Origin of the sequence: Curtobacterium sp. DN_7.5 (assembly GCF_022655355.1) — a bacterium.
Classification (GTDB): Bacteria; Actinomycetota; Actinomycetes; order Actinomycetales; family Microbacteriaceae; genus Curtobacterium; species Curtobacterium luteum.
Genome location: NZ_CP093378.1, coordinates 2982481 through 3002113 on the forward strand (window position 1 = coordinate 2982481; position 19633 = coordinate 3002113).

Genomic DNA, 19633 nt, shown 5'->3' on the forward strand with positions numbered 1-19633 from the left:
TGCTCGTCCGGCTCCTTCATCGGTGAGCGCAGCACAGTGCCGCCATGAGCACGTCCGACCGCACCGGCACGCGACCCGCCCGCTGGCTGCACCAGACCCGGCGGCACCAGGCCGTCCTCGTGGCCGTCGTCGTCCTCGGCGCCGTCCTGACGAGCTGGAACCTCGCCCGCGGCGGTGACTCCGAGTTCTACGCCGCGGCCGCCCGGTCGATGTCCGAGTCCCTCCCCGCGTTCCTCAGCGGCTCCTTCGACCCGTCCGCCACCGTGACGCTGGACAAGCTCGCGGGCTTCGCGGTCCCGCAGGCGATCAGCGTGCACGTGTTCGGCATGTCCACCGCCGCGCTCGCGCTCCCCCAGGTCGTCGAGGGCGCCGTCACGACGCTCGCCGTGTCGGTGGTCGGCCTGCGTCTGGCCGGAGCCCGGGCGGGCCTCGTCGCCGCAGCCCTCGCCGCGGCCACCCCGATCTTCGTCTCCATGTTCGGCCACCCGATGGAGGACGGACTCCTGACGATGGCGCTGGCCGTCGCCCTCGTCTGGTGGCAGCGTTCGGTCCTGACCGGGCGGTCGTGGCCGCTCCTGCTCGCCGGCCTGTTCGTCGGGATCGGCTTCCAGGCGAAGATGCTGCAGGCCTGGCTCGTCCTGCCGGCGCTCGTCGTCGGCACGGTCGTCGCCCTCGCCGTCCCGGGAGTCCGCTGGCGCCGCGCACTCGGGCACGTCGCGGTGCTCGTCGCGTCGGCGCTCGTGGCGAGCCTCGCCTGGTCGGTCGTCGTCGAGCTCCTCCCCGCTGCGGACCACCCGTACGTCGACGGGTCGACCGACGACAGCGTGTTCGCGATGGTGTTCGGCTACAACGGCCTCGACCGGTTCCTGCCCGGGATCTGGCCGGGTGCGGTGAGCACGATCGGCGGTGCGTTCGCCCGTGCCGGATCGCACCTCGGCCACGCCTTCCACGGTGTCGGGAGTGGGCAGCACGCCGGCGGCCGCACACTCCTCCAGCTGTTCTCCCCCCGCTACGCGAGCCAGGTCGGGTGGTCGTGGCCTGCTGCACTCGCCGGCATCGGCATCGGCGCGGCCCGCTGGTGGCCGGGTCGCACCGGCCGGGAGGCCCGCCCCGCCTTCGCCGCGCTCGTCGCCGTCGTCGTGTGGCTGGTCACCGCGACCGTCGTGCTGTCCGTCATGCGGCTGCCGCACACCGCCTACGTGGCCGGGATCGGCGTGCAACTGGCGCTCCTCGGCGCCGTGGGCTGGTGGGGTGCGGCCGGGATGGTCGGAGCCGCCGACCGGCGCCTCCGGGTCGTGCCGGTCGCCCTCCTCGTCGTCCAGGGCGCGTGGTGGACGTGGCTGGCACGCTCGTCGTCGGAGCCCGTGGCGCTCGGCGCGGTCGCGGTCGGCGCGACGATCGCCGCGCTCATCGCCCTCCTCGTGCGCTGGGGCGGGGTGTCGGTGCGACCCCACGGACGCGGACGGCGCACCGCTGCGGCGCTGCTCGTCGCGTCGGTCGTACTCGGCCCGGCGTGCTTCTCCCTGCAGGCGCTCGACGCGGCCCGGGACGGCAGCGGTGGGGACGCCTCGGTCGGTGTCGGCACGGGTGCCTACGCGTTCGGCGGGCGCACCCCGGACCGGGCCTTCGCGCTCGCCAGGAGCGGCATGCTCGGCGCGGACCGCAGCGTCGTCCCGAGCTCGGCCTTCCACGTCTCCGCCTCGGACGTCTGGGGCGGGCACTCCACGCTGACCCCGGCCGAGCGGGCACTCGTCACCACTGCCGAGCGCGCGGGCGGCGGGCGGGACGGAGCTCCGCTCTTCATGACCGACTCGTGGCGCGTGTCCGCCGACGTGATCGGCGACACCGGGCGCGAGGTCCTCACCGACGGCGGGTTCTCCGGCCACGTCCCGGTCTTCACCGTCGCGCAGGTCGACCGGCTCGTGGCCTCGGGCGCGGAGCGGCTGTTCGTGCTCGCTCCCTCGGCGTCACCCACCGACCCCGTGGTGGAGGCCACCGACGCCCTCGGCTGCCGGACGGTGCGCAGCTGGGGCGCCGTCCCCGTCGGGCACCCGCGGTCGACGAACCCGTTCGGCGACCAGGCCGGCTCGTCGTTCACGCTCGTGCGCTGCCGCTGACCCGGCGGACGGCGCCCGCGGTCGTCACGCCGGTGCGGTACCGCTCTGGTGCACGATCGACACGGCGATCGCGATGCCCGCCGCCCAGACGACCGCGGTGAGGGCGAAGCCCACGATGATCGCCGCCGTCGCCAGGCCCCGCCCGCCCTCGCCCGTCCGGCGGATCTCCCGCAGCGCGACGAACCCGAGCACCGAGCCGACGAACCCGCCGACGAAGGCGACGGCGAACGCAGCCACGGCGATCCCGTTCGTCCGCGGCGCTGCTGACCGCGGCGGCGTCACCTCCGCGTCCTGACCGTCCATCGTGACCACGGTACAGAGCGATCCTCACCGCCGGAGCCGAGCCGTGCCTCCAGGCCGGGTGCCGCACCTGACGAGTACCGTGCCGGTGTGTCCCAGCCGCACCCCTTCGACGCCGTCGTCCTCGCCGGCGGCCGCGCCACCAGGCTCGGCGGCCTCGACAAGGCAGCGCTCGGCAGCCCCGGACGGACGCTCCTCGAGCGTGCCGTCGCCGCGGCGACGGGGGCCGAGCGACTGGTGGTCGTGGGCCTCCGCGACGCCGCCCGTGCTCCTGCCGACGCCGTCCTCGTGCACGAGGAACCGCCCTTCGGCGGTCCGGTGAGCGGGCTCGCGGCGGCCCTCCGTGCGATCCCGGCGAGCGCCCCGACCACGCTCGTGCTGGCGTGCGACCTCGTCCGTCCGGCGGAGGCGGTGGCGGTGCTCCGCGCGGGGACGACCCCGGGGGCGGACGGGTGGATCGCCGTCGACGACGACGGGCGGCGGCAGCCCCTCCTCGCGTGCTACCGGTCAGCGCCCCTCCGCGCCGCGGTCGACGCGCTCGACGAGGTGGACGGCGCGTCGCTCCGTCGCCTCACGGCACCGCTCGACCTCGTCGAGGTCCCGGTGCCGTCGGCGCTCTGCGCGGACGTCGACACCCCGGAGGCGGCGGGACGACTCGCGTCCGGAGGACGCACCTGGACCTGCTCGAACCCCCGGGGGCGTCGCGACCCTGCTTGACTGACGCCATGACCACTGACGACGTCCTCGCAGCGTGGCGGACGGAGCTCGCCGAGGCCCTCGGGCTCCCCGCGGACTCCCCCGTCGACATCAGCACGGTGCTCGACCTCGCGCGTGACGCGGCGCACGGGGTCGCACGCCCGGCGGCTCCGCTCACGACGTTCCTCGTCGGGTACGCGGCGGGCCTGCGTGGCGGGAGCGCCGAGGACCTGGCGGACGCGACCGCGACCGCGACCCGGCTCGCCGTCGCACGGGCCGACCAGGGCGGAGCGTGAGCCCGGCCGCCCCACGCTGGACCGACGCGCGAGCCGCCGCGCACGCGGCTGGGACGCTGCTCCGCCAGACCGGCGAACCGACCGACCTGGCGGCGGCGCTGGGACGCGTCCTCGCCTCGGACCTCCACGCCCCGGGTGCGGTCCCCGGCCACGACGGCGCGGCGATGGACGGGTGGGCGGTCGCGGGTGCCGGGCCCTGGGTGCTCGGCGCTCCGATCGTCGCGGGCGCGGAGCCCTCGACCGGAGCGCTGCGGCCCGGACAGGCACGTCCGATCACGACCGGCGCTCCGGTGCCGCCCGGCACCGCGTCGGTCGTGCGGTCCGAGGACGCCGACGTCGTGGACGGACGGCTCGTGCGCCACACGACCAGCGCCCGCCGGCACGTCCGTCCCGCCGGCGAGGAGGTCGCCGTCGGTCAGCGGCTCTTCCCCGCGGGCACCGTGCTCACCCCGCCCCGCGTGGCGCTCGCGGCAGCCTCGGGCGTGGACGCCGTCGACGTCGTCCCGGCCCCCACGGTGCGGGTCGCGGTGCTCGGCGACGAGATCGTGCAGCACGGCGTCCCGCGGCCCGGGCAGGTGCGGGACGTGTTCTCCACGACCCTGCCCGCGGTGCTCGGTGCGTTCGGGGCGGGTCCGGCATCGACGCTGCGGGTCCCGGACGACCCGGACGTGACGGAGCGGGCACTGGCCGGCGCGGTCGAACGCCTGGTCGTGACCACGGGCGGGACGGCCGGGTCGTCGACCGACCACGTGCGCGGGGCGCTCGGCAGGATCGGCGCCGAACTCGTCGTCGACCGGGTGGACGTCCGTCCGGGTCGACCGGCGATGCTCGCGCGGCGGGGTCGCACGCTGTACCTGTGCCTCCCCGGCAACCCGATGGCCGCGATGGTCGGGGCCGTGCTGCTCGGAGGGCCCCTCGTCGCCGGGCTCACCGGCCGGCCGCTCGCGGCGCCCGGCTCGGTCCGGCTGGCGGTCGACGTACCGGTCGACCGGCCGGGCGCGCTCGTGCTCGCCTACCGGGCCACGCCGGACGGAGCGGTCCCTGCCGCGCACCAGACGTCGGCGATGCTGCGCGGGCTCGCCGACGCCGACGGGCTGATGGTCGTCGACGGGGGCGCGCTGGCGGGCGACGAGGTGCCTGCGCTCGCGCTGCCCTGGTGAGCGACCGGCCGGGAACCGCACCGCGGCCGCGCACCCTGGTCCGACGCGGCCCGGGGTGGTAGACCCGAGCCATGAACCGGATCACCGCCCGGAAGCGGGTCACGCGCATCACCGTCGCCACCTCCCGCTCCGTCCGGGAGGACCTGCTCGCCGTCGAGGAGCCGCTCGAGATCCGCGTCGGGGGCTCGGCGCTCGCCATCACGATGCGCACACCGGGCCACGACGTCGACCTCGCGGCGGGCTTCCTCGTCTCCGAGGGCGTCATCGCCCGGGGTGACGAGTTCGCGGCGGCCCGGTACTGCGCCGGCGCGACCGAGGAAGGACTGAACACGTACAACGTGCTCGACGTCACCCTGGCTGCCGGCGTGCCCGCGCCCGACCCGAGCCTGGAGCGAGCGTTCTACACGACCAGCTCCTGCGGGCTCTGCGGCAAGGCCAGCATCGACGCGGTGCGCACGAAGTCCCAGCACGCGGTGCTCCACGACGACCTCGTGCTCGACCCGGCGCTCCTCGCGACCTTCCCCGACCGGCTCCGCGAGGCGCAGGACGTGTTCGAGAAGACCGGCGGCCTGCACGCGGCGGCGCTCTTCGACGGCACCACCGGGCAGATGCTCGTGCTCCGGGAGGACGTCGGGCGGCACAACGCGGTCGACAAGGTGATCGGCTGGGCCGTGAAGGAGGACCGACTCCCCCTCAGCGGCACCGTCCTCATGGTCTCCGGGCGCGCGAGCTTCGAGTTGACTCAGAAGGCGTCGATGGCCGGCATCCCCGTGCTCGCGGCGGTGTCCGCGCCGTCGTCGCTTGCCGTGGACCTCGCGAAGGAGGTCGGGACCACGATCGTCGGCTTCCTCCGCGGGCAGAGCATGGTCGTCTACAGCCGCCCCGAGCGCATCATGGAGTCGGCCCCCGCCTCCGCCGCACCGAGAGAGACCGTGAGCGCACGATGACGAAGCAGCCACCCACCGACGACGTGACCGACGCCGACCTCACCGTCGGCGAGCCGAAGGACTGGGCGGCGGGCGTCCCCGGCGTCCTGCACTCGATGGGACCGGCGCTCGAGCAGCTCGGTGCCGCGCGGACCGCCAAGCTCATGCTCGCCCTGAACCAGAAGGGCGGGTTCGACTGCATGAGCTGCGCCTGGCCGGACCCGGACAAGCGCAAGACCGCGGAGTTCTGCGAGAACGGCGGCAAGGCAGTGGTGTGGGAGGCCACCCCGGTGACGGTGCCTCGGACGTTCTGGGCCGAGCACTCCGTCGACGACCTCGCCGACAAGACCGAGTACTGGCTCGGCATGCAGGGTCGGCTGACCGAGCCGGTGTGGAAGCCCGCGGGCAAGGACCACTACGAGCCGGTCAGCTGGGAGCGCGCGTACGAGATCATCGCCGAGAAGCTGAACGGCTTGGACAGCCCCGACCAGGCGTCGTTCTACACGTCGGGTCGCACGAGCAACGAGGCCGCGTTCGTCTACCAGCTCTTCGTCCGGGCGTTCGGGACGAACAACCTGCCCGACTGCTCGAACATGTGCCACGAGTCCACCAGCCTCGCGATGGCCGAGGTCGTCGGCATCGGGAAGTCGACCATCGCGTACGACGACTTCGAGCAGACCGAGCTCATCATCGTCATGGGGCAGAACCCCGGCACGAACCACCCGCGCATGCTCACCGCGCTCGAGGACGCCAAGCAGAACGGCGCCGAGATCGTCGCGGTGAACCCGCTGCCGGAGGCGGGTCTGCGGCGGTACAAGAACCCGCAGCGCCCCCGCGGCGTCGTGGGGCACGGCACCCAGATCGCGGACCAGTTCCTGCAGATCCGGCTCGGCGGCGACATGGCGCTGCTGCAGGCCGTCGCGAAGCGGGTCGTCCTCGCCGAGCAGGCGGCCCCGGGCACCGTGGTCGACCGTGCCTTCATCGACGAGCACACCAGCGGCTACGACGCGTTCGTCGAGCACATCCTCGAGGTCGACGACGACGAGGTGGTGCGCGCGACCGGCCTCACCCTCGCGGAGATCGACGAGCTCGCCGACCGCTACCTGCGCTCCGAGCGGACGATCATCACGTGGGCGATGGGCATCACCCAGCACACGAAGGCCGTCGACACGATCAAGGAGATCATCAACCTCCTGCTGCTCCGTGGGAACATCGGCAAGCCCGGCGCCGGCGCCTCGCCGATCCGCGGCCACAGCAACGTGCAGGGCGACCGGACGATGGGCATCTGGGAGCAGATGCCGGACTCCTTCCTCGACGCCCTGGCGGCGGAGTTCCACTTCGAGCCGCCCCGCGAGCACGGTGTCGACGCGCTCAAGGGCATCCACGCGATGCAGCGAGGCGACGTCAAGTTCTGGATGGGGATGGGCGGCAACCTCGTCGCCGCCATCTCGGACTCGCAGCTCGCCGAGCAGGCGTTCCGCGGCACCGAGATGACCGTCCAGGTGTCGACCAAGCTGAACCGGTCGCACGCGGTCGTCGGGGAAGAGGCACTCATCCTGCCGACGATGGGCCGGACCGAGATCGACGTGCAGGCCGCGGGGCCGCAGTTCGTCTCCGTCGAGGACACCGTCTGCTCCGTGCACGGCAGCCACGGCCAGGTGCCGCCCGTCGCCCCCGGACTCCGCAGCGAGGTCGCCATCGTCTGCGAACTCGCCCGAGCCGTCCTCGGCGACCGGGTGCCGATCGCGTGGGAGGCCATGCGCGACGACTACGGCGTGATCCGCGACCACATCAGCCACGTCGTCCCGGGCTTCGACGACTACTCCCGCCGGGCGGGCAGCAAGGAGGGCTTCGTCCTGCCGAACGGCCCCCGCGACTCCCGGACCTTCGCGACGGAGACCGGCAAGGCGATGCTGACGGTCAACGAGCTCGAGCACGTCGAACGGCCCGAGGGCACCCTGCTGCTGCAGACCCTGCGCTCGCACGACCAGTACAACACGACGATCTACAGCCTCAACGACCGGTACCGCGGCATCAAGAAGGGTCGGCACGTCGTCTTCGTGAACCCGGAGGACCTCGCCGAGCTCGGGCTCGAGGACGGCCAGCACGTCGACGTCGCGACCGTCTGGCACGACGGCGTCGAGCGGGTGCTCCGCGACCAGCGGATCGTCGCCTACCCGAGTGCGAAGGGCTGCGCGGCGGCGTACTTCCCCGAGGCGAACGTGCTCGTCCCCCTCGACTCCGCCGCGAAGGGCAGCAACACCCCGGTGTCGAAGGCGGTCCCGGTCCGGCTGACCCCGGTAGTGGCTCCCGTCCCCGTCGGCTGACGCCGGACGCGGGTCCGGCGCCCTGGTCCGGCTCGCTGGGCCGGGCGGCCGGGCCGGCTCGCCGCACGGGCGGCCACGCCGTACGGTGGGGTCATGTGGCCGACGGAGGACGCCTGGCACCGGACCGTCCCGGACCGCCTCGCCGCCGCCGTCGCGCGCTGGGACCTCCGGCCGGGCGCGGTGATCACCGGCGGGAGCGTGTCCCGCGTGCAGGCCGTCACCACCGCGGACGGCGGAGCAGCGGTGCTCAAGCTGTCGTTCCCGCACCGCGAGGCCCGGGACGAAGCGGCAGCGCTCGCCTGGTGGGGCGGCGAGGGAGCGGTCCGACTGCTCGCGGTCGATCCGGACGACCCGTTCGTGCTGCTGCTCGAGCGCTGCGACCCCGGCACACGACTCGTCGACCGGACGGACCTGAGCGCCGCCGAGCGGCTGGCGATCGGTGCGGGCGCCGTCGCACGGCTCTGGGCGGCCGGGGTGCCCGACGCGTCCCCGTTCGAGCGGCTCGTCGACGTCTGCGACGAGTGGGCCGACCTCGCCGAGGAGCGGATGCGGACCCTCGCGCCGCCGCTCGACCCCGGGATCGTCCGGCACGGCATCGCGCTCCTCCGGGAGCTCCCCCGGTCGGCTCCGGCCACGGTCGTGGTGCACGGTGACCACAACCCCGGCAACGTCCTCATGGCCGGACGCGAACCGTGGCTCGTGATCGACCCGAAACCGATGACCGGCGACCCCGCGTACGACCTCTGTCCGCTGCTCGTGCAGGTCGAGGACCCGTTCGCCCACGCCGACCCCGGGACGGTCCTCGCGGACCGGGTCGGACTGCTCGCCGACCGGACCGGCCTCGAGCCCGCACGCGTCCTCGCCTGGTCGGTCGCCCGGATGGTCGAGTCGGCGCTCTGGTACGCCAGTCGCGCGGAGGTCGGGGCAGCGCGGGACGCCGCGGCGCGCGCCGCGCGCATCGCCGACCTGCTCGGGTGAGGCGGCTCGCCCCCGGCGCGGGGGCCGGGTCACATCGGACGGGAGGGGCGGTGCGGGCCCGCCCCGCGCCTCCAGTCCGCTCGTCGGGCCTCGAGCAGGGTCCGCGCTCAGTCGCCGTGGGCCGGCGCGGTGAGCGCCGCGTCGACCAGTTCGTCGAGGGCGGGAGCCGCGTCGGCCGACCGGTCGACGAGCACCGCGCACATGCCGGCACGGCGTGCGCCCGCGACGTCCCGCTCGGGATCGTCGCCGACGAACAGGCACGCTCCGGCTTCGACCCCGAGCCGTTCCGCGAGGATCGTGAACGCTCGCGGGTCGGGCTTCTGGACGCCGATCCGCTCCGAGACGCAGACGGCGTCGAACGCGTCGGCCAGGCCGGTGCGGGCGAGCTTGTCGCGTTGCTGCGCCTCGGAACCGTTCGTGAGCAGCCCGATCCGGTACCCGCGCTGCCGGAGCGTCCGCAGCAGCGGCACGACGTCCGGGAAGACCCGCCAGGCGTCCCGGTACGCGGCGAGGTAGTCGTCGAAGAGGGCGTCGAGCCCGCTGTCGGAGGCGGGGACCGCGAGCCCGAGCTGCGGGAGCACCGTCCGGAGTCGTTCCCGCCGCTGCTCCGGGAAGCCGATCTCGCCGGAGCGCCACCGTTCGTACTGCTCGTCCTCCGCGCGGAACCACGCGGCCAGGACGGCGTCGGTCGCGTCGATGCCGCGCTGTCCGAGGAACCGTCGGACGCCGACGACGGCTGCCCCTCGGTGGTCGAACAGGGTGTCGTCGAGGTCGAAGCCCACCGCCCGGATCGCGCCTCCCCGGCTCACCGGCGGGCCGCCCGACGCTCCTGCAGGCGCCGACCGAGCCGACGGCCGAAGACGAGCTGGACCGCGAGGGTCACCGTGCCCGCGAGCAGCAGCCCGGCGAGGTTCACGAGGAGTTGCACCACGGCAGCCCTCGCCTCGTCCCACGCACCCACCGCCAGCGTCAGCCCGACCGTCCCGACCGCGGGCACCGTGGTGATCGAGATGAACACCCCGACGAGCGCCGAGGGCTTCGCGGACGTGATGGAGAGCACTCCGGCGATGCCGGCGAGCGCCGCGATGACGAAGGACCAGCCGTCCGGCGCGACGATGAACTCGGTCTGCGTGCCGGTCGTCGCCTGCTCGTACGTGATGAGTCCGGCTGCGGACACCGCCGCCCACAGGCCCCACGACACGAGGGCGGAACCGGCGAACCCGGCGAGCAGCGTCGCGACGGCTGACCCGGCGATGCCGAAGCGCCGACGGACCAGGGCGTAGCAGGTCGCCGCGATCGGGGCGAACTCCGGACCGACCACCATCGCGCCGATGATGAGCACGGGTTGGTCGAGCAACCTCCCGATGCCGGCGATGAGCGTCGCGAGGAGGAGGAAGGTGAAGAAGGACACGGAGGGGCGTGCGTCCTCGCGGGCGTCGTCGGCGAGCTGCGCCCAGAGCACCCCGTCGGCCGGGTGTCCCGGTGCCGCCCGTTCGGCTGCGTCCGCGGCGTCGGAGACGACCGTCACCGGGTCGTACACCGCGATCGTTCCGTGCTCGGGCACCCCGGCGTGCCGCAGCATGCGCATGACGTTGTTCGCGTTCTCCCGCGCCATGTCGAAGAGGAGCAGGTCGCCGCTCCCGTCGAGACAGGCCCCGCGCAGCACCGTGACGTCGGACACGGTCGGGTCGGCGGACAGGCGGACGCGGAGTTCCTCGGCGAGCGGGGCGGGAGCGGAGACGCGGACCGAGAGCATGTCGCCAGTGTGTCGGAGAACGTCCTGCCCGGTTCCGGCACGAGGGGACGAGTGTCCCGATCGGTCGGGGATCAGCCCGGGGTGAGCGCTCGGGTCCGGAGGTCCGACGCGAGCATCATGTCGGTCGCGGCGTCGATGAGGCCGTCCGCGTGGGCGCGCTCGAGCCGTCGGGAGGCGACCAGCGCGGCGATGCCCTGCATGGTCGCCGCGAAGAGCATCTTGAACGCGGTCCGTGCTCCCTCGTCTCCCCCGCCGTCCGGCCGAGGACCCATGGCCTGGTCGAGGACCTCGAAGAGGGTCGCAGCGGACTCGCCGGCGGGCCCGGTGCCGCCGCTGCCCTTCGCCTGGAACATCAGCTCCATCAGCGCGGCGTCGTCGATCGCGAAGTCAACGTAGGCACGGGCGACCGCGCGGAAGCGGGCCGCCAGGTCGTCGCCCGACCCGGCGAGCGCCCGGCGGACCGCGCTGGTCAGCCGTTCGAACCCGGTCACGGCGAGGGCGTCGAGCAGCGCCTGCCGGTCGACGAAGTGGCTCCGCGGTGCGCCGTGGCTGACCCCCGCCCGGCGTGCGAGGTCGCGGAGCGACAGTCCGTCCACCCCGGACTCGCGCAGGACTCGGACGGCCTCGTCGAGCAGCACCGCTCGGAGGTTGCCGTGGTGGAAGGGGCGGTCGGGCACGTCTCCATCCTAATCACGAACTAGGCATTGCCTATTTTCTAGCCAGTGCCTAGATTGGCGTCATGCAGATCCTCGTGTTCGGTGCCACCGGCCAGACCGGCCAGCACTTCGTCCGCCTCGCCCTCGCCGGCGGGCACTCCGTCCGGGCCGTCGCCCGCACCCCCGGCAAGCTCACGCTCGTCGACGAACACCTCGAGGTCGTCCAGGGGTCGGTCACCGAGCCCTTCGACCTCGACCGGCTGCTCGACGGTGTCGACGCGGTGGTCGCGATGCTCGGCGATCGACAGGCGCAGGAGACCCGCATGGTCAACACCGAGTTCGTCCGCGAGCTCGTCCCCGCGATGCGCCGCGGAGGCGTCCGGCGGTTCCTCTACCAGGCGGGTGGCCTGAGTGCCGTGCCCGGCAAGCGGCTCCCGCTCGTGCTGCGGATCGTCCGGCGCACGATCGCCCGGAGCTACGACGGACAGCACCGGGACAACGAGGCGGTGATGCGGTACCTCGACACCGAGGCCCGCGACCTGCAGTGGACGGTCCACCGCGCCGGCATCGGGTCGGACGGACCGTCGAAGGGGACGCTCCGGCGCTCCTCGTCGTGGATCAGCATCGGCACGTTCGTCGACTGCGCCGAGTACTCGTTGCGGCTCCTCACGGACGACCGCGCGGTGCACAGCTGCGACGGGAGTGCCTACGCGCGGGGGCGACGCGACTGACCCAGCCCCCATCGGGGGCTCGGCAGCGCCGCAGAGCGGTACCACGCTGGAGCAGCCGGACAGGAGGCGCGGTGCGTGCCCGCCCCGCGCCTCCAGTCCGGCCGTCACCCGGCCGACGGCGTGTCAGCGCCGGACGGTGAAGCTCCCCCGAGCCGCACGGTCCGATCCGTACCCGCGAGCGGTCACGACGTGGGCGCCGACGCTCTGCGTCGTCTTCGCGACGGTCAGCGTCGCGGTGCCCGTCGTGTCGGCGACGACACGGGTGGCCGCGCCGCCGTCGATGCGCACGGCGACCGACTCACCGGGCCGGAACCCGGCGCTCGTGAAGACCACGCGGTGCGCACGCTGCGGGCGGGTGGGGTTGGCGGTGACGGTGCCGGTCCCGGCCTGCGCCTCGGCGCAGGCGTCCCCGGCGCGGCCGACGGGCGGCGCGGACGACACGCTCGTCCCACCGATCGAGACACCGTCGTCCTCACGGAGCGTGAGGGTGCCGGTGCCGTCGCCGAGGACCGCTCCACCCTGCGTCGTGCTGACGGCGAGGGGGTACGCGGTGGTCCGGGACTCCGAGGCGCGGCGGTCCCCGAAGACCGGCACGGCGACCGTGTGGCAGACCTCACCGGGACGGAAGACGACCTCCTGCACGGTCGAGCTGACGGCACCGTCCCAGGCGTCGAGGTCGAACGCGACGGTCGCGGTCTGTTCGGCCGGCCGTGAGAGGACGACGGCGACCCGCGCGGTGCCCTTGGCGTTGCCCTCGTTCACGAACCGGTCGGCGACCCGGACGGTCGGGCGGTCGACCACCTTCGGCGTGCCGAGCGACGAGGCGGGCAGCGCGGACAGATCGCTGAGCAGCAGGCCGCTGCGACCCTTCGGCACCATGACGGCGACCTGCCGGACGTTCGTCAGGTCGATCCCGGTGAAGGCGCTGAGCGGGACCTGCGCCTGCTGGAGCAACGTCTTGCGCACCGCGTCCCGGGAACCGGGCAGGAGCGCACCGGCACGGCTCACGTCGGACAGCCTCCGCGTCGCGCTGGCTCCGGAGGCGTCGGTGACCCGGAGCGACACGTCGGCCGCCGCGGTCGCCCGGTCGTCCGGCGAGAGGCGGACGGACAGGGTCGAGAAGGACGACAGGTCCCCTGCGGCCGGGTCGACCGCGACCTTGACCGCGCCACCGGAGGCCGTCCCGGTCGGGACGACGTGGAGTGCGGGCGTGGCGGGGACCGACGGCGCGAGCCAGGCCTGCACGTAGTCGGGCGCGGTCGTCGCTCCGGTGACGCAGGCCGGCAGGGCGGGTGTGCCGGCGACGCCCTCGGTGCTGGCACAGGTCACCGCCCGTACGGCGCCCCGGGTGGTCACGGCGGGGTCCGCCGCGGTGAAGAGCGCGAGGTCGCGGCGGGTGCCGCCCGGGAGCGACGCGGTGACGCGGACGTCGGCCGTGCCGAGCGCTGACGGCACGCGACCGCTGCCGTCGAAGTACGGCAGGAACTGCTGCTCGCCGCCGAGCGTCAGTCGGAAGTACCCGCTGACGAGGCTCGTGCCGACGGCGTACTGCGCGCTCGAGCTCAAGCGCGTGGTGCCCTTCGCCTTCGCGCCGCACACCGGGTCCTGCTGGTCCCACCAGTCGTCGAACGACGCCTTCGGGTAGGTCGCCGGGGTCCAGACGGAGTTGAAGAAGTTGTGGTTCGCGCCCATCACGAGGACGGAGGAGCGGAGCACGTCGTCCCCGTAGGCCGTCCGGGAGTCGTCGAAGAAGTGCTGGCCCTGCAGGTCGGACACGTCGCCGTCGCAGTACGGCAGCACCACGGCCGTGTCCACGTCCGGGAGCGTCGTGCGGCCGAAGTCGGTGGGTGCGAGCGGCATGACGGCCGTGATGCCGAACGGCTGCTTCCGCTGGGCGTTCAGCAGGGCCGCCCGGACGACGCCGTCACCGCCGCGGGAGTGGCCCATGAGGCCGACGTGCTGCAGGTCGAGCTTGCCGACGAGCGCCGGGGAGAGCCGCGGTTCGTCCCCCGCGTCCGCGCGCTGCAGGAGCGCGAGGTGGTCGAGGACGAGCTGCCCCCGCGCCGTGGCCCCGCCGTCGTCGGCGTACGTGCCGTCGAGGGCGTTGATGGCGTCCGCGGAGATCGACACGACCGCGACCCCGTTGCTCGCGAGCGCCTGGGCGGCAGCGTTGTACCCGAGGTAGCTCGGGATCACGGTCTGGTTCTTCCCGCACGGCCAACCGGCCGCGGTCGGGGTCCCGCCGACGCAGGCCTCGTGCCGACCGTGCAGGAACACCGCGACGGGCCGCTTCCCCGGGGCGTTCGCCGGCAGCCAGACCGCGGCGCGCATCTCGCCCTTGCGCCCCCGGAAGCCGCGGATGGTCTCGGCCTGGTCGCCGAGGTCGTAGTCGGCGCGGACGACGGAGTACGGACCCGCGGCGGCCGGGTCGGCGTCGAGCGGCGCCGGCGTCTCCTCGGGTCGGGCACCCGGCGTCGCCTGCGCTGACACGGACGGCCCGCTCGGGCGCTGCACGCCCCCGGTCGAGCCGAGGACCACGCTCGTCGCGCTCGCGACCGACGGGTCCGTGGTGGTGACGGTGAGGGTGCGCTGGTCGATGCTCGTGCTCGCGATCCCGATGTCCCGGCCGTCGACCACGAGCGTCGGGGCGGCGGCCCGGATCGGCAGGGGCTCGTCGAGCGTGAGGGTGACGACGTAGCCGCCGGCGACCGCGGTCACGGTCCACCCGTCCCCCGACGCGACCGGGGAGTCGCCGGTCGTGATCGTGGTGCCGGTACCGTCCGCGGGGGTGCCGTCGGCGGGCGCGGCGACCGCAGGGAGGGCGACGAGGCTGCCGGCGAGGGCGAGCGCCGCGACGACGGCGGCGGCCCCGAGCGACCGGGCGCCCAGGGATCGCGCCCCGAGGGATCGAGCACCGCGACGGCGGCGTGGTGGCTGGTGGCGGTGACGGTCCACGTCGGGGTCCCCCTGTCGGCGGGTGGTTCCGCGGGCCGTGCGGCACGCGCTGGTGGTCACGGTAGCGAGACCGGTCGGCCAGTCGGATCATCCCGCAGGATGATCGCCCGGGGAAGGTCCGCGCGCCCCGGCGAACACCCGAACGCGCGAAGTCGAGCGTGCCACCCCCGATCGCGTGCGTCGGCCCCGGAACCGCGCAGGAATGCGGCGGGAAGAGGCAAGAATGCCGCTCCGGCTCCTCATTAGGATTCCGTCAGAACCGCCGATCGGTGCGGTCCACACGCGCACGCCGGCCCAACGACGGGGAGGTTCGAGATGTCCCAGTTCGTCCAGAAGTTCACGCAGGACGCCATCATCGGAGAGCCCGAGGTCGTCGAGGACCGCGGTGCCGCACCCGTGCGCGAGGTCGCCGCGAACCCCGCGTGGCTCCGACTCAAGGACGCCGTCGTCGCACTCCAGCGACTGCAGGCCACCGACGGCTCCGTCCCGGACGCAGCCGACCACCCCGCCGCGTCCGAGCTGCTCGCCGTCGTCGTCCCGGCGATCGCCGAGCTCGCGCCCGCGTTCCCGCACGACGCCGCGTACCTCGAGCTGCTCCGCCGGGACTTCGCGGCGTGGGAGGCGCAGGGCTTCGGCGTCCCGGACTTCCTCGACTCGCTGAACGCCTTCCAGCCGCAGCAGCACCGGGTCGACGGCCTCGGGCACCTCGTGGTGTTCCCGATGGTCACGCAGAACGGCAGCGCCTCGCGGTTCGTCGAGGCCCTGCTCGTCGAGGTCATCTGGCCGGACTTCATCGCCGAGCTCGAGGCCGGCGAGTACGGCAACAAGCTGTTCGTCGCGCTCCGGTTCGTCGACTTCACGCCCGGCTACGACACGAACTCGGCCGTGCTGTTCCCCGAGACCGTCGCGATGCGGGAGATCCCGGCGTTCACCTGGGGCGCGATCTTCCAGGACCGCGAGGCCGCCCGCTACCGCCGGGTCGTCCGTGCGGCCGCCGACATCACGAAGCTCGACCTGCCCGAGGACGCCGCGGCGATGCTCGACGACCAGGAGCTCACCGAGCGGGTCTTCGTGATGTGGGACATCATCCACGACCGCTCGCACATGCGCGGCGACCTGCCGTTCGACCCGTTCATGATCAAGCAGCGCATGCCGTTCTTCCTCTACTCGCTCGAGGAGCTGCGCTGCGACCTCACCGCGTTCCGCGAGTCGGTCCGGCTGCAGCGGTCGCTGTCGGCGTTGCCGGACGGGGAGCTGTCGGATGCGCAGCGCTCGATCCGGGACCACGCGGCACTCGTGCAGTACGCCGTCATCTTCGACCGGATCTTCCGCTTCGCCATCACCGGCAGCCGGGTCCGGAACTACGACGGGCTCGGCGGGCAGCTGCTCTTCGCGTGGCTGCACCAGCACGGCGTCCTGCACTGGACCGACACGCAGCTCACGATCGACTGGGACGCGGTCCCCGACGTCGTCATCGCGCTGAGCGACCGGATCAACGACCTGTACTGGCGCTCGATCGACCGGCCGAAGTCGGCGCACTGGCTCGCCGCCTACGAGATGCTCACGCAGACCCTCACTCCGCACCCTGCGTCCGCGTGGGCGAAGGGGCTGCCGTCCGAGACGCTCGCCGGTCCGCCGAAGGGCTACACCGACGCCGTGCTCGACGACGAGTTCCCGCTCTCGATGTTCTACGAAGCGCTGGACAAGAAGATGACAGCCGTCATCCAGTCCACCGCGGGCATCACGGGGACCACCGACGACGCGTCGGTCGCCGCGTGAACGACGGCCCGCTCGCCGGCCGCACGGTGCTGGTCGCGGGAGCGACCAGCACCAGCGGCGAAGCCGTCTCGCGAGCACTGGTCGCCGCCGGAGCGGCGGTCGTCGCCGTCGGCACCCGGGGCGACGGCCTGGAGGCACTGCGCGCGGCCGTCCCGCAGGTCACGACCCAGCGGTGCGACCTGGCGGACCGCAGCGCGGTCGACGGGCTGGTGTCGCGCCTCCAGGCCGACGGGACGCACGTCGACGGCCTCGTGCACCTGGTCGGCGGATGGCGGGGCGGCGGCGGTCTCGCCGGGCAGTCCGACGAGGACTGGGACTTCCTCGAACGGGGCTTCCGTACCCTGCGGAACACGACCCGCGCCCTGTACGACGACCTCGTCGCCTCGCCGACCGGACGCCTCGCGATCGTGTCGTCGACGAGCGTCGACGCCCCCGCCGCGGGTGCCGCGAACTACGCCGCTGCGAAGGCCGCGGCGGACGCCTGGACCCGTGCGGTCGCGCAGGGCTTCCGGAAGGACGCCCCGACCACCGCGGCCGCCACCGTCTTCGTCGTCCGGACGCTCGACGGCCTCGAACGCCGGCTCGGCGAGGAGGTCGTCCGGCTCTGGGCGGCCGACCCCACCGACGTGAACGGCGTCCGTCTGCCCCTCGCCACGGAGCCCGTCGGCACGGAACCTAGGATCGACGCGTGACCCTTCGACTGCACGACCTCGACCTGCGGGGCTTCGCCTCGGACAACTACGCCGGCATCCACCCGGAGGTCCTCGACGCCATCGCGGCCGCGAACCAGGGCCACCAGATCGCCTACGGCGAGGACGTCTACACGGCACGGCTGCAGCAGGTCTTCACCGAGCACTTCGGCGACCAGGCGCAGGCGTTCCCGGTGTTCAACGGCACCGGCGCGAACGTCGTCGGCCTGCAGTCGATGCTCCCCCGGTGGGGCGCCGTCGTGTGCACCTCGACCGCGCACATCCACACCGACGAGGCCGGTGCGCCGGAGCGCGTCGGCGGCATCAAGCTCCTCACCGTGGACGCGCCCGACGGCAAGCTCACCCCCGAGCTCATCGACCAGCAGGCCTGGGGCTGGGGTGACGAGCACCGCGCGCAGCCGCTCGTGGTGTCCATCACGCAGACGACCGAGCTCGGCACGGCCTACACCGTCGACGAGATCAGGGCGATCGCCGACCACGTGCACGGGCTCGGCATGAAGCTCCACATGGACGGAGCCCGCATCTCGAACGCGGCCGCCACGCTCGGGCTCCCCTTGCGCGCCTTCACCACCGACGCCGGGGTCGACGTGCTGAGCTTCGGCGGCACCAAGAACGGTCTGCTCTACGGCGAGGCGGTGGTCGTGCTCGACCCGTCGGCGTCCGAGGGGCTGCACTACCTCCGCAAGCTCAACATGCAGCTCTCGTCGAAGATGCGGTTCGTGTCGGCGCAGCTCATCGCCCTGCTCACCGACGACCTCTACCTCCGCTCCGCACGGCACGCGAACGCGATGGCGGCGAAGCTCCGGGGCGCGCTCGAGGCCGGGATCGCCGACGGCAGCATCCAGGGCGTCGGGTTCAGCCAGGAGACCCAGGCGAACGGGGTGTTCGCGACCCTGCCGGCCGGGGTGGCCGATCGGCTCCGCGAGCACTTCCGGTTCTACGACTGGGACGCCAGCCGGAACGAGGTGCGGTGGATGTGCTCCTTCGACACGTCGGAGCAGGACATCGACGACTTCGTGGCGGCGCTGACGCGGGAGCTCGCGGCCGTCTGACCGCCTGGAATGTCAGGTTTGACGTACGACCGGCACCTGTGTAATTTCGACTACGAGGCCGCGACGAGGCGGCTCCGAGAGCCCCAGGGGGATCGATGTCGAAGCACCGAACAGCCATCACGAGCCTCGTGCTCGTCACTACAGTGATCGCGAGCGCGCTCGTGACTGCACCAGCGGCGACAGCTGCCACGACGATGCCCCGCGCCGGGACGGCCGAACAGACGCACGGCGCCGAGGTCGAGATCAGCCCGGAGCAGCTCGCAGCCGCGCTCGGCGAAGCGAGGGCTGATGGACTGGTCGTGGCGAACAGCGAACGCGCGGACGGGTCGACGGTCACGAGGATCGATCTCGGCGACGGCTTCACGTTCGACCTCGTCACCGAACGCTCCCGCGAGCGCATCGGAGCGGGCACGGACTCGAAGGGCACCTACGTCAGCTTCAACGCGACGGACCAGAACATGATCATCAGTGGCGCAGCCTTCGCACTCGGGGCCGCCGTGTGCGCAGTGAGTGGCGGCACGTTCTGCGTCGTCGTCGGCGCGATCCTCACCGCGGCCACGGTGGCGATCACCGGGAGCGGGGCAATCCGTTGCGGCACGAAACAGCTGCGGGTCTACCCGTTCGCGGGCGGCAAGGTCAAGCCGTGGTGCGCCTGATGGGAGACATGACGTCATGAGGTCGTTCTTGTTGCGCCTGCCCATCGCGCTGACGTGCAGTTCGGCGCTCGTCGTCGCCGGATCGGTCCTCGTCACGGCGCCGACGACCGCCGGCCATTGGGGCAGCACCGTCGGATCCGCGCTGGCCCTGTTCACCGCGATGGTGTGGGCCGGCACCGCACTCCGTCGCCGACGGCACCGACGGCCGTGACCGCGCGCGTCCGTCGGGGTCCGACGGTCGTGATCGTCGGCGGCATCGCAGCGACGATCGGCGCCTGGCTCGCGCTCGGCCTGCTCGACGCCTGCCTCGGAGCGCTCGCCACGCTCGCGTACGCTGCCTCCGCGCCGAGCGTCGTCGGCGCGACCCGTGTCCCGGACGGGGCCGCGCCCGATCCACGCAGCGTCCGGAAGTGGCGCGAGGAGCATCCGGACGCGACGATCAGCGAAGCGATCGCCGCCGTGTCGGAACGGTGACCGACGACGGACGGGAGGCACGGGGCGGAACCGCACCGTGCCTCCCGTCCGCCTTGTGGTCGCG

The 19633-nt window shown here is 73.5% G+C and carries 19 protein-coding genes; 14 read left to right on the forward strand and 5 right to left on the reverse strand.

Features of this window, described 5'->3' with window-relative positions:
• Positions 1–44: 44 nt before the first annotated feature.
• Positions 45–2117 (forward strand): ArnT family glycosyltransferase, encoded by a 2073-nt coding sequence (locus MON03_RS13810; RefSeq protein WP_242089002.1) that lies wholly within the window; start codon positions 45–47, stop codon positions 2115–2117.
• A 24-nt stretch (positions 2118–2141) separates the two neighbouring features.
• Here the strand turns inward: MON03_RS13810 and MON03_RS13815 are convergent, their stop codons facing one another.
• The gene (locus tag MON03_RS13815; RefSeq protein ID WP_242089004.1) at positions 2142–2420 is read right to left on the reverse strand and encodes a DUF4190 domain-containing protein; all 279 of its coding nucleotides are present in this window, start codon (positions 2418–2420) and stop codon (positions 2142–2144) included.
• An 87-nt stretch (positions 2421–2507) separates the two neighbouring features.
• Here MON03_RS13815 and mobA point away from each other — a divergent pair, with 87 nt between their 5' ends.
• From mobA to MON03_RS13845, 6 genes are all read left to right on the forward strand, one after another.
• On the forward strand, positions 2508–3134 hold the full coding sequence (mobA, locus tag MON03_RS13820; RefSeq protein ID WP_175327571.1) for a molybdenum cofactor guanylyltransferase: 627 nt from the start codon (positions 2508–2510) through the stop codon (positions 3132–3134).
• A gap of 8 nt (positions 3135–3142) precedes the next feature.
• Positions 3143–3409 carry a DUF6457 domain-containing protein gene (locus MON03_RS13825; protein WP_204620560.1) on the forward strand — a complete coding sequence of 89 codons (267 nt, stop codon included), beginning with the start codon at positions 3143–3145 and terminating at the stop codon, positions 3407–3409.
• A complete protein-coding gene (locus MON03_RS13830) occupies positions 3406–4569 on the forward strand; it encodes a molybdopterin molybdotransferase MoeA (protein WP_242089006.1) in 1164 nt (387 codons plus the stop codon). Before MON03_RS13825 ends, MON03_RS13830 begins: the two co-directional genes overlap by 4 nt.
• A gap of 71 nt (positions 4570–4640) precedes the next feature.
• On the forward strand, positions 4641–5516 hold the full coding sequence (gene fdhD, locus MON03_RS13835) for a formate dehydrogenase accessory sulfurtransferase FdhD (RefSeq protein WP_242089008.1): 876 nt from the start codon (positions 4641–4643) through the stop codon (positions 5514–5516).
• Positions 5513–7822, forward strand: coding sequence for an FdhF/YdeP family oxidoreductase (locus tag MON03_RS13840; protein ID WP_242089010.1), 2310 nt, complete (start codon positions 5513–5515; stop codon positions 7820–7822). Before fdhD ends, MON03_RS13840 begins: the two co-directional genes overlap by 4 nt.
• Positions 7823–7915: 93 nt before the next feature.
• Positions 7916–8800 carry an aminoglycoside phosphotransferase family protein gene (locus MON03_RS13845; protein ID WP_242089012.1) on the forward strand — a complete coding sequence of 295 codons (885 nt, stop codon included), beginning with the start codon at positions 7916–7918 and terminating at the stop codon, positions 8798–8800.
• A 107-nt stretch (positions 8801–8907) separates the two neighbouring features.
• Here MON03_RS13845 and MON03_RS13850 read toward each other — a convergent pair whose 3' ends face one another.
• The 3 genes from MON03_RS13850 to MON03_RS13860 form a co-directional block, all read right to left on the reverse strand.
• Positions 8908–9609, reverse strand: coding sequence for an HAD family hydrolase (locus MON03_RS13850; protein ID WP_242089014.1), 702 nt, complete (start codon positions 9607–9609; stop codon positions 8908–8910).
• A complete protein-coding gene (locus MON03_RS13855) occupies positions 9606–10556 on the reverse strand; it encodes a DUF389 domain-containing protein (RefSeq protein ID WP_022903393.1) in 951 nt (316 codons plus the stop codon). The genes MON03_RS13850 and MON03_RS13855 overlap by 4 nt, the downstream gene beginning before the upstream one ends.
• Positions 10557–10627: 71 nt before the next feature.
• Positions 10628–11233, reverse strand: a complete 606-nt coding sequence (locus tag MON03_RS13860) for a TetR/AcrR family transcriptional regulator (RefSeq protein ID WP_242089016.1) — start codon at positions 11231–11233, stop codon at positions 10628–10630.
• 62 nt (positions 11234–11295) lie between these two features.
• Here MON03_RS13860 and MON03_RS13865 point away from each other — a divergent pair, with 62 nt between their 5' ends.
• A complete protein-coding gene (locus tag MON03_RS13865; protein ID WP_242089018.1) occupies positions 11296–11943 on the forward strand; it encodes an NAD(P)-dependent oxidoreductase in 648 nt (215 codons plus the stop codon).
• 123 nt (positions 11944–12066) lie between these two features.
• Here the strand turns inward: MON03_RS13865 and MON03_RS13870 are convergent, their stop codons facing one another.
• Positions 12067–14898 carry an alpha/beta hydrolase family protein gene (locus MON03_RS13870; RefSeq protein WP_242089020.1) on the reverse strand — a complete coding sequence of 944 codons (2832 nt, stop codon included), beginning with the start codon at positions 14896–14898 and terminating at the stop codon, positions 12067–12069.
• A gap of 315 nt (positions 14899–15213) precedes the next feature.
• On the opposite strand from MON03_RS13870, the gene MON03_RS13875 reads away from it, so the two are divergent.
• The 6 genes from MON03_RS13875 to MON03_RS13900 all read left to right on the forward strand — a co-directional run bounded on the left by MON03_RS13875 (position 15214) and on the right by MON03_RS13900 (position 19569).
• The gene (locus MON03_RS13875) at positions 15214–16677 is read left to right on the forward strand and encodes a DUF6421 family protein (RefSeq protein WP_242089022.1); all 1464 of its coding nucleotides are present in this window, start codon (positions 15214–15216) and stop codon (positions 16675–16677) included.
• Positions 16674–17369: an SDR family NAD(P)-dependent oxidoreductase gene (locus tag MON03_RS13880; protein ID WP_175327580.1), complete on the forward strand. Its 696-nt coding sequence runs from the start codon at positions 16674–16676 to the stop codon at positions 17367–17369. Before MON03_RS13875 ends, MON03_RS13880 begins: the two co-directional genes overlap by 4 nt.
• Complete coding sequence (locus MON03_RS13885) at positions 17366–18439, forward strand: threonine aldolase family protein (RefSeq protein ID WP_175327581.1); 1074 nt, start codon at positions 17366–17368, stop codon at positions 18437–18439. The genes MON03_RS13880 and MON03_RS13885 overlap by 4 nt, the downstream gene beginning before the upstream one ends.
• 95 nt (positions 18440–18534) lie before the next feature.
• Positions 18535–19095: a hypothetical protein gene (locus MON03_RS13890; protein ID WP_242089025.1), complete on the forward strand. Its 561-nt coding sequence runs from the start codon at positions 18535–18537 to the stop codon at positions 19093–19095.
• 16 nt (positions 19096–19111) lie between these two features.
• Positions 19112–19306, forward strand: a complete 195-nt coding sequence (locus MON03_RS13895) for a hypothetical protein (RefSeq protein WP_022902991.1) — start codon at positions 19112–19114, stop codon at positions 19304–19306.
• The gene (locus MON03_RS13900; RefSeq protein WP_175327583.1) at positions 19303–19569 is read left to right on the forward strand and encodes a hypothetical protein; all 267 of its coding nucleotides are present in this window, start codon (positions 19303–19305) and stop codon (positions 19567–19569) included. Before MON03_RS13895 ends, MON03_RS13900 begins: the two co-directional genes overlap by 4 nt.
• Positions 19570–19633 lie beyond the last annotated feature (64 nt).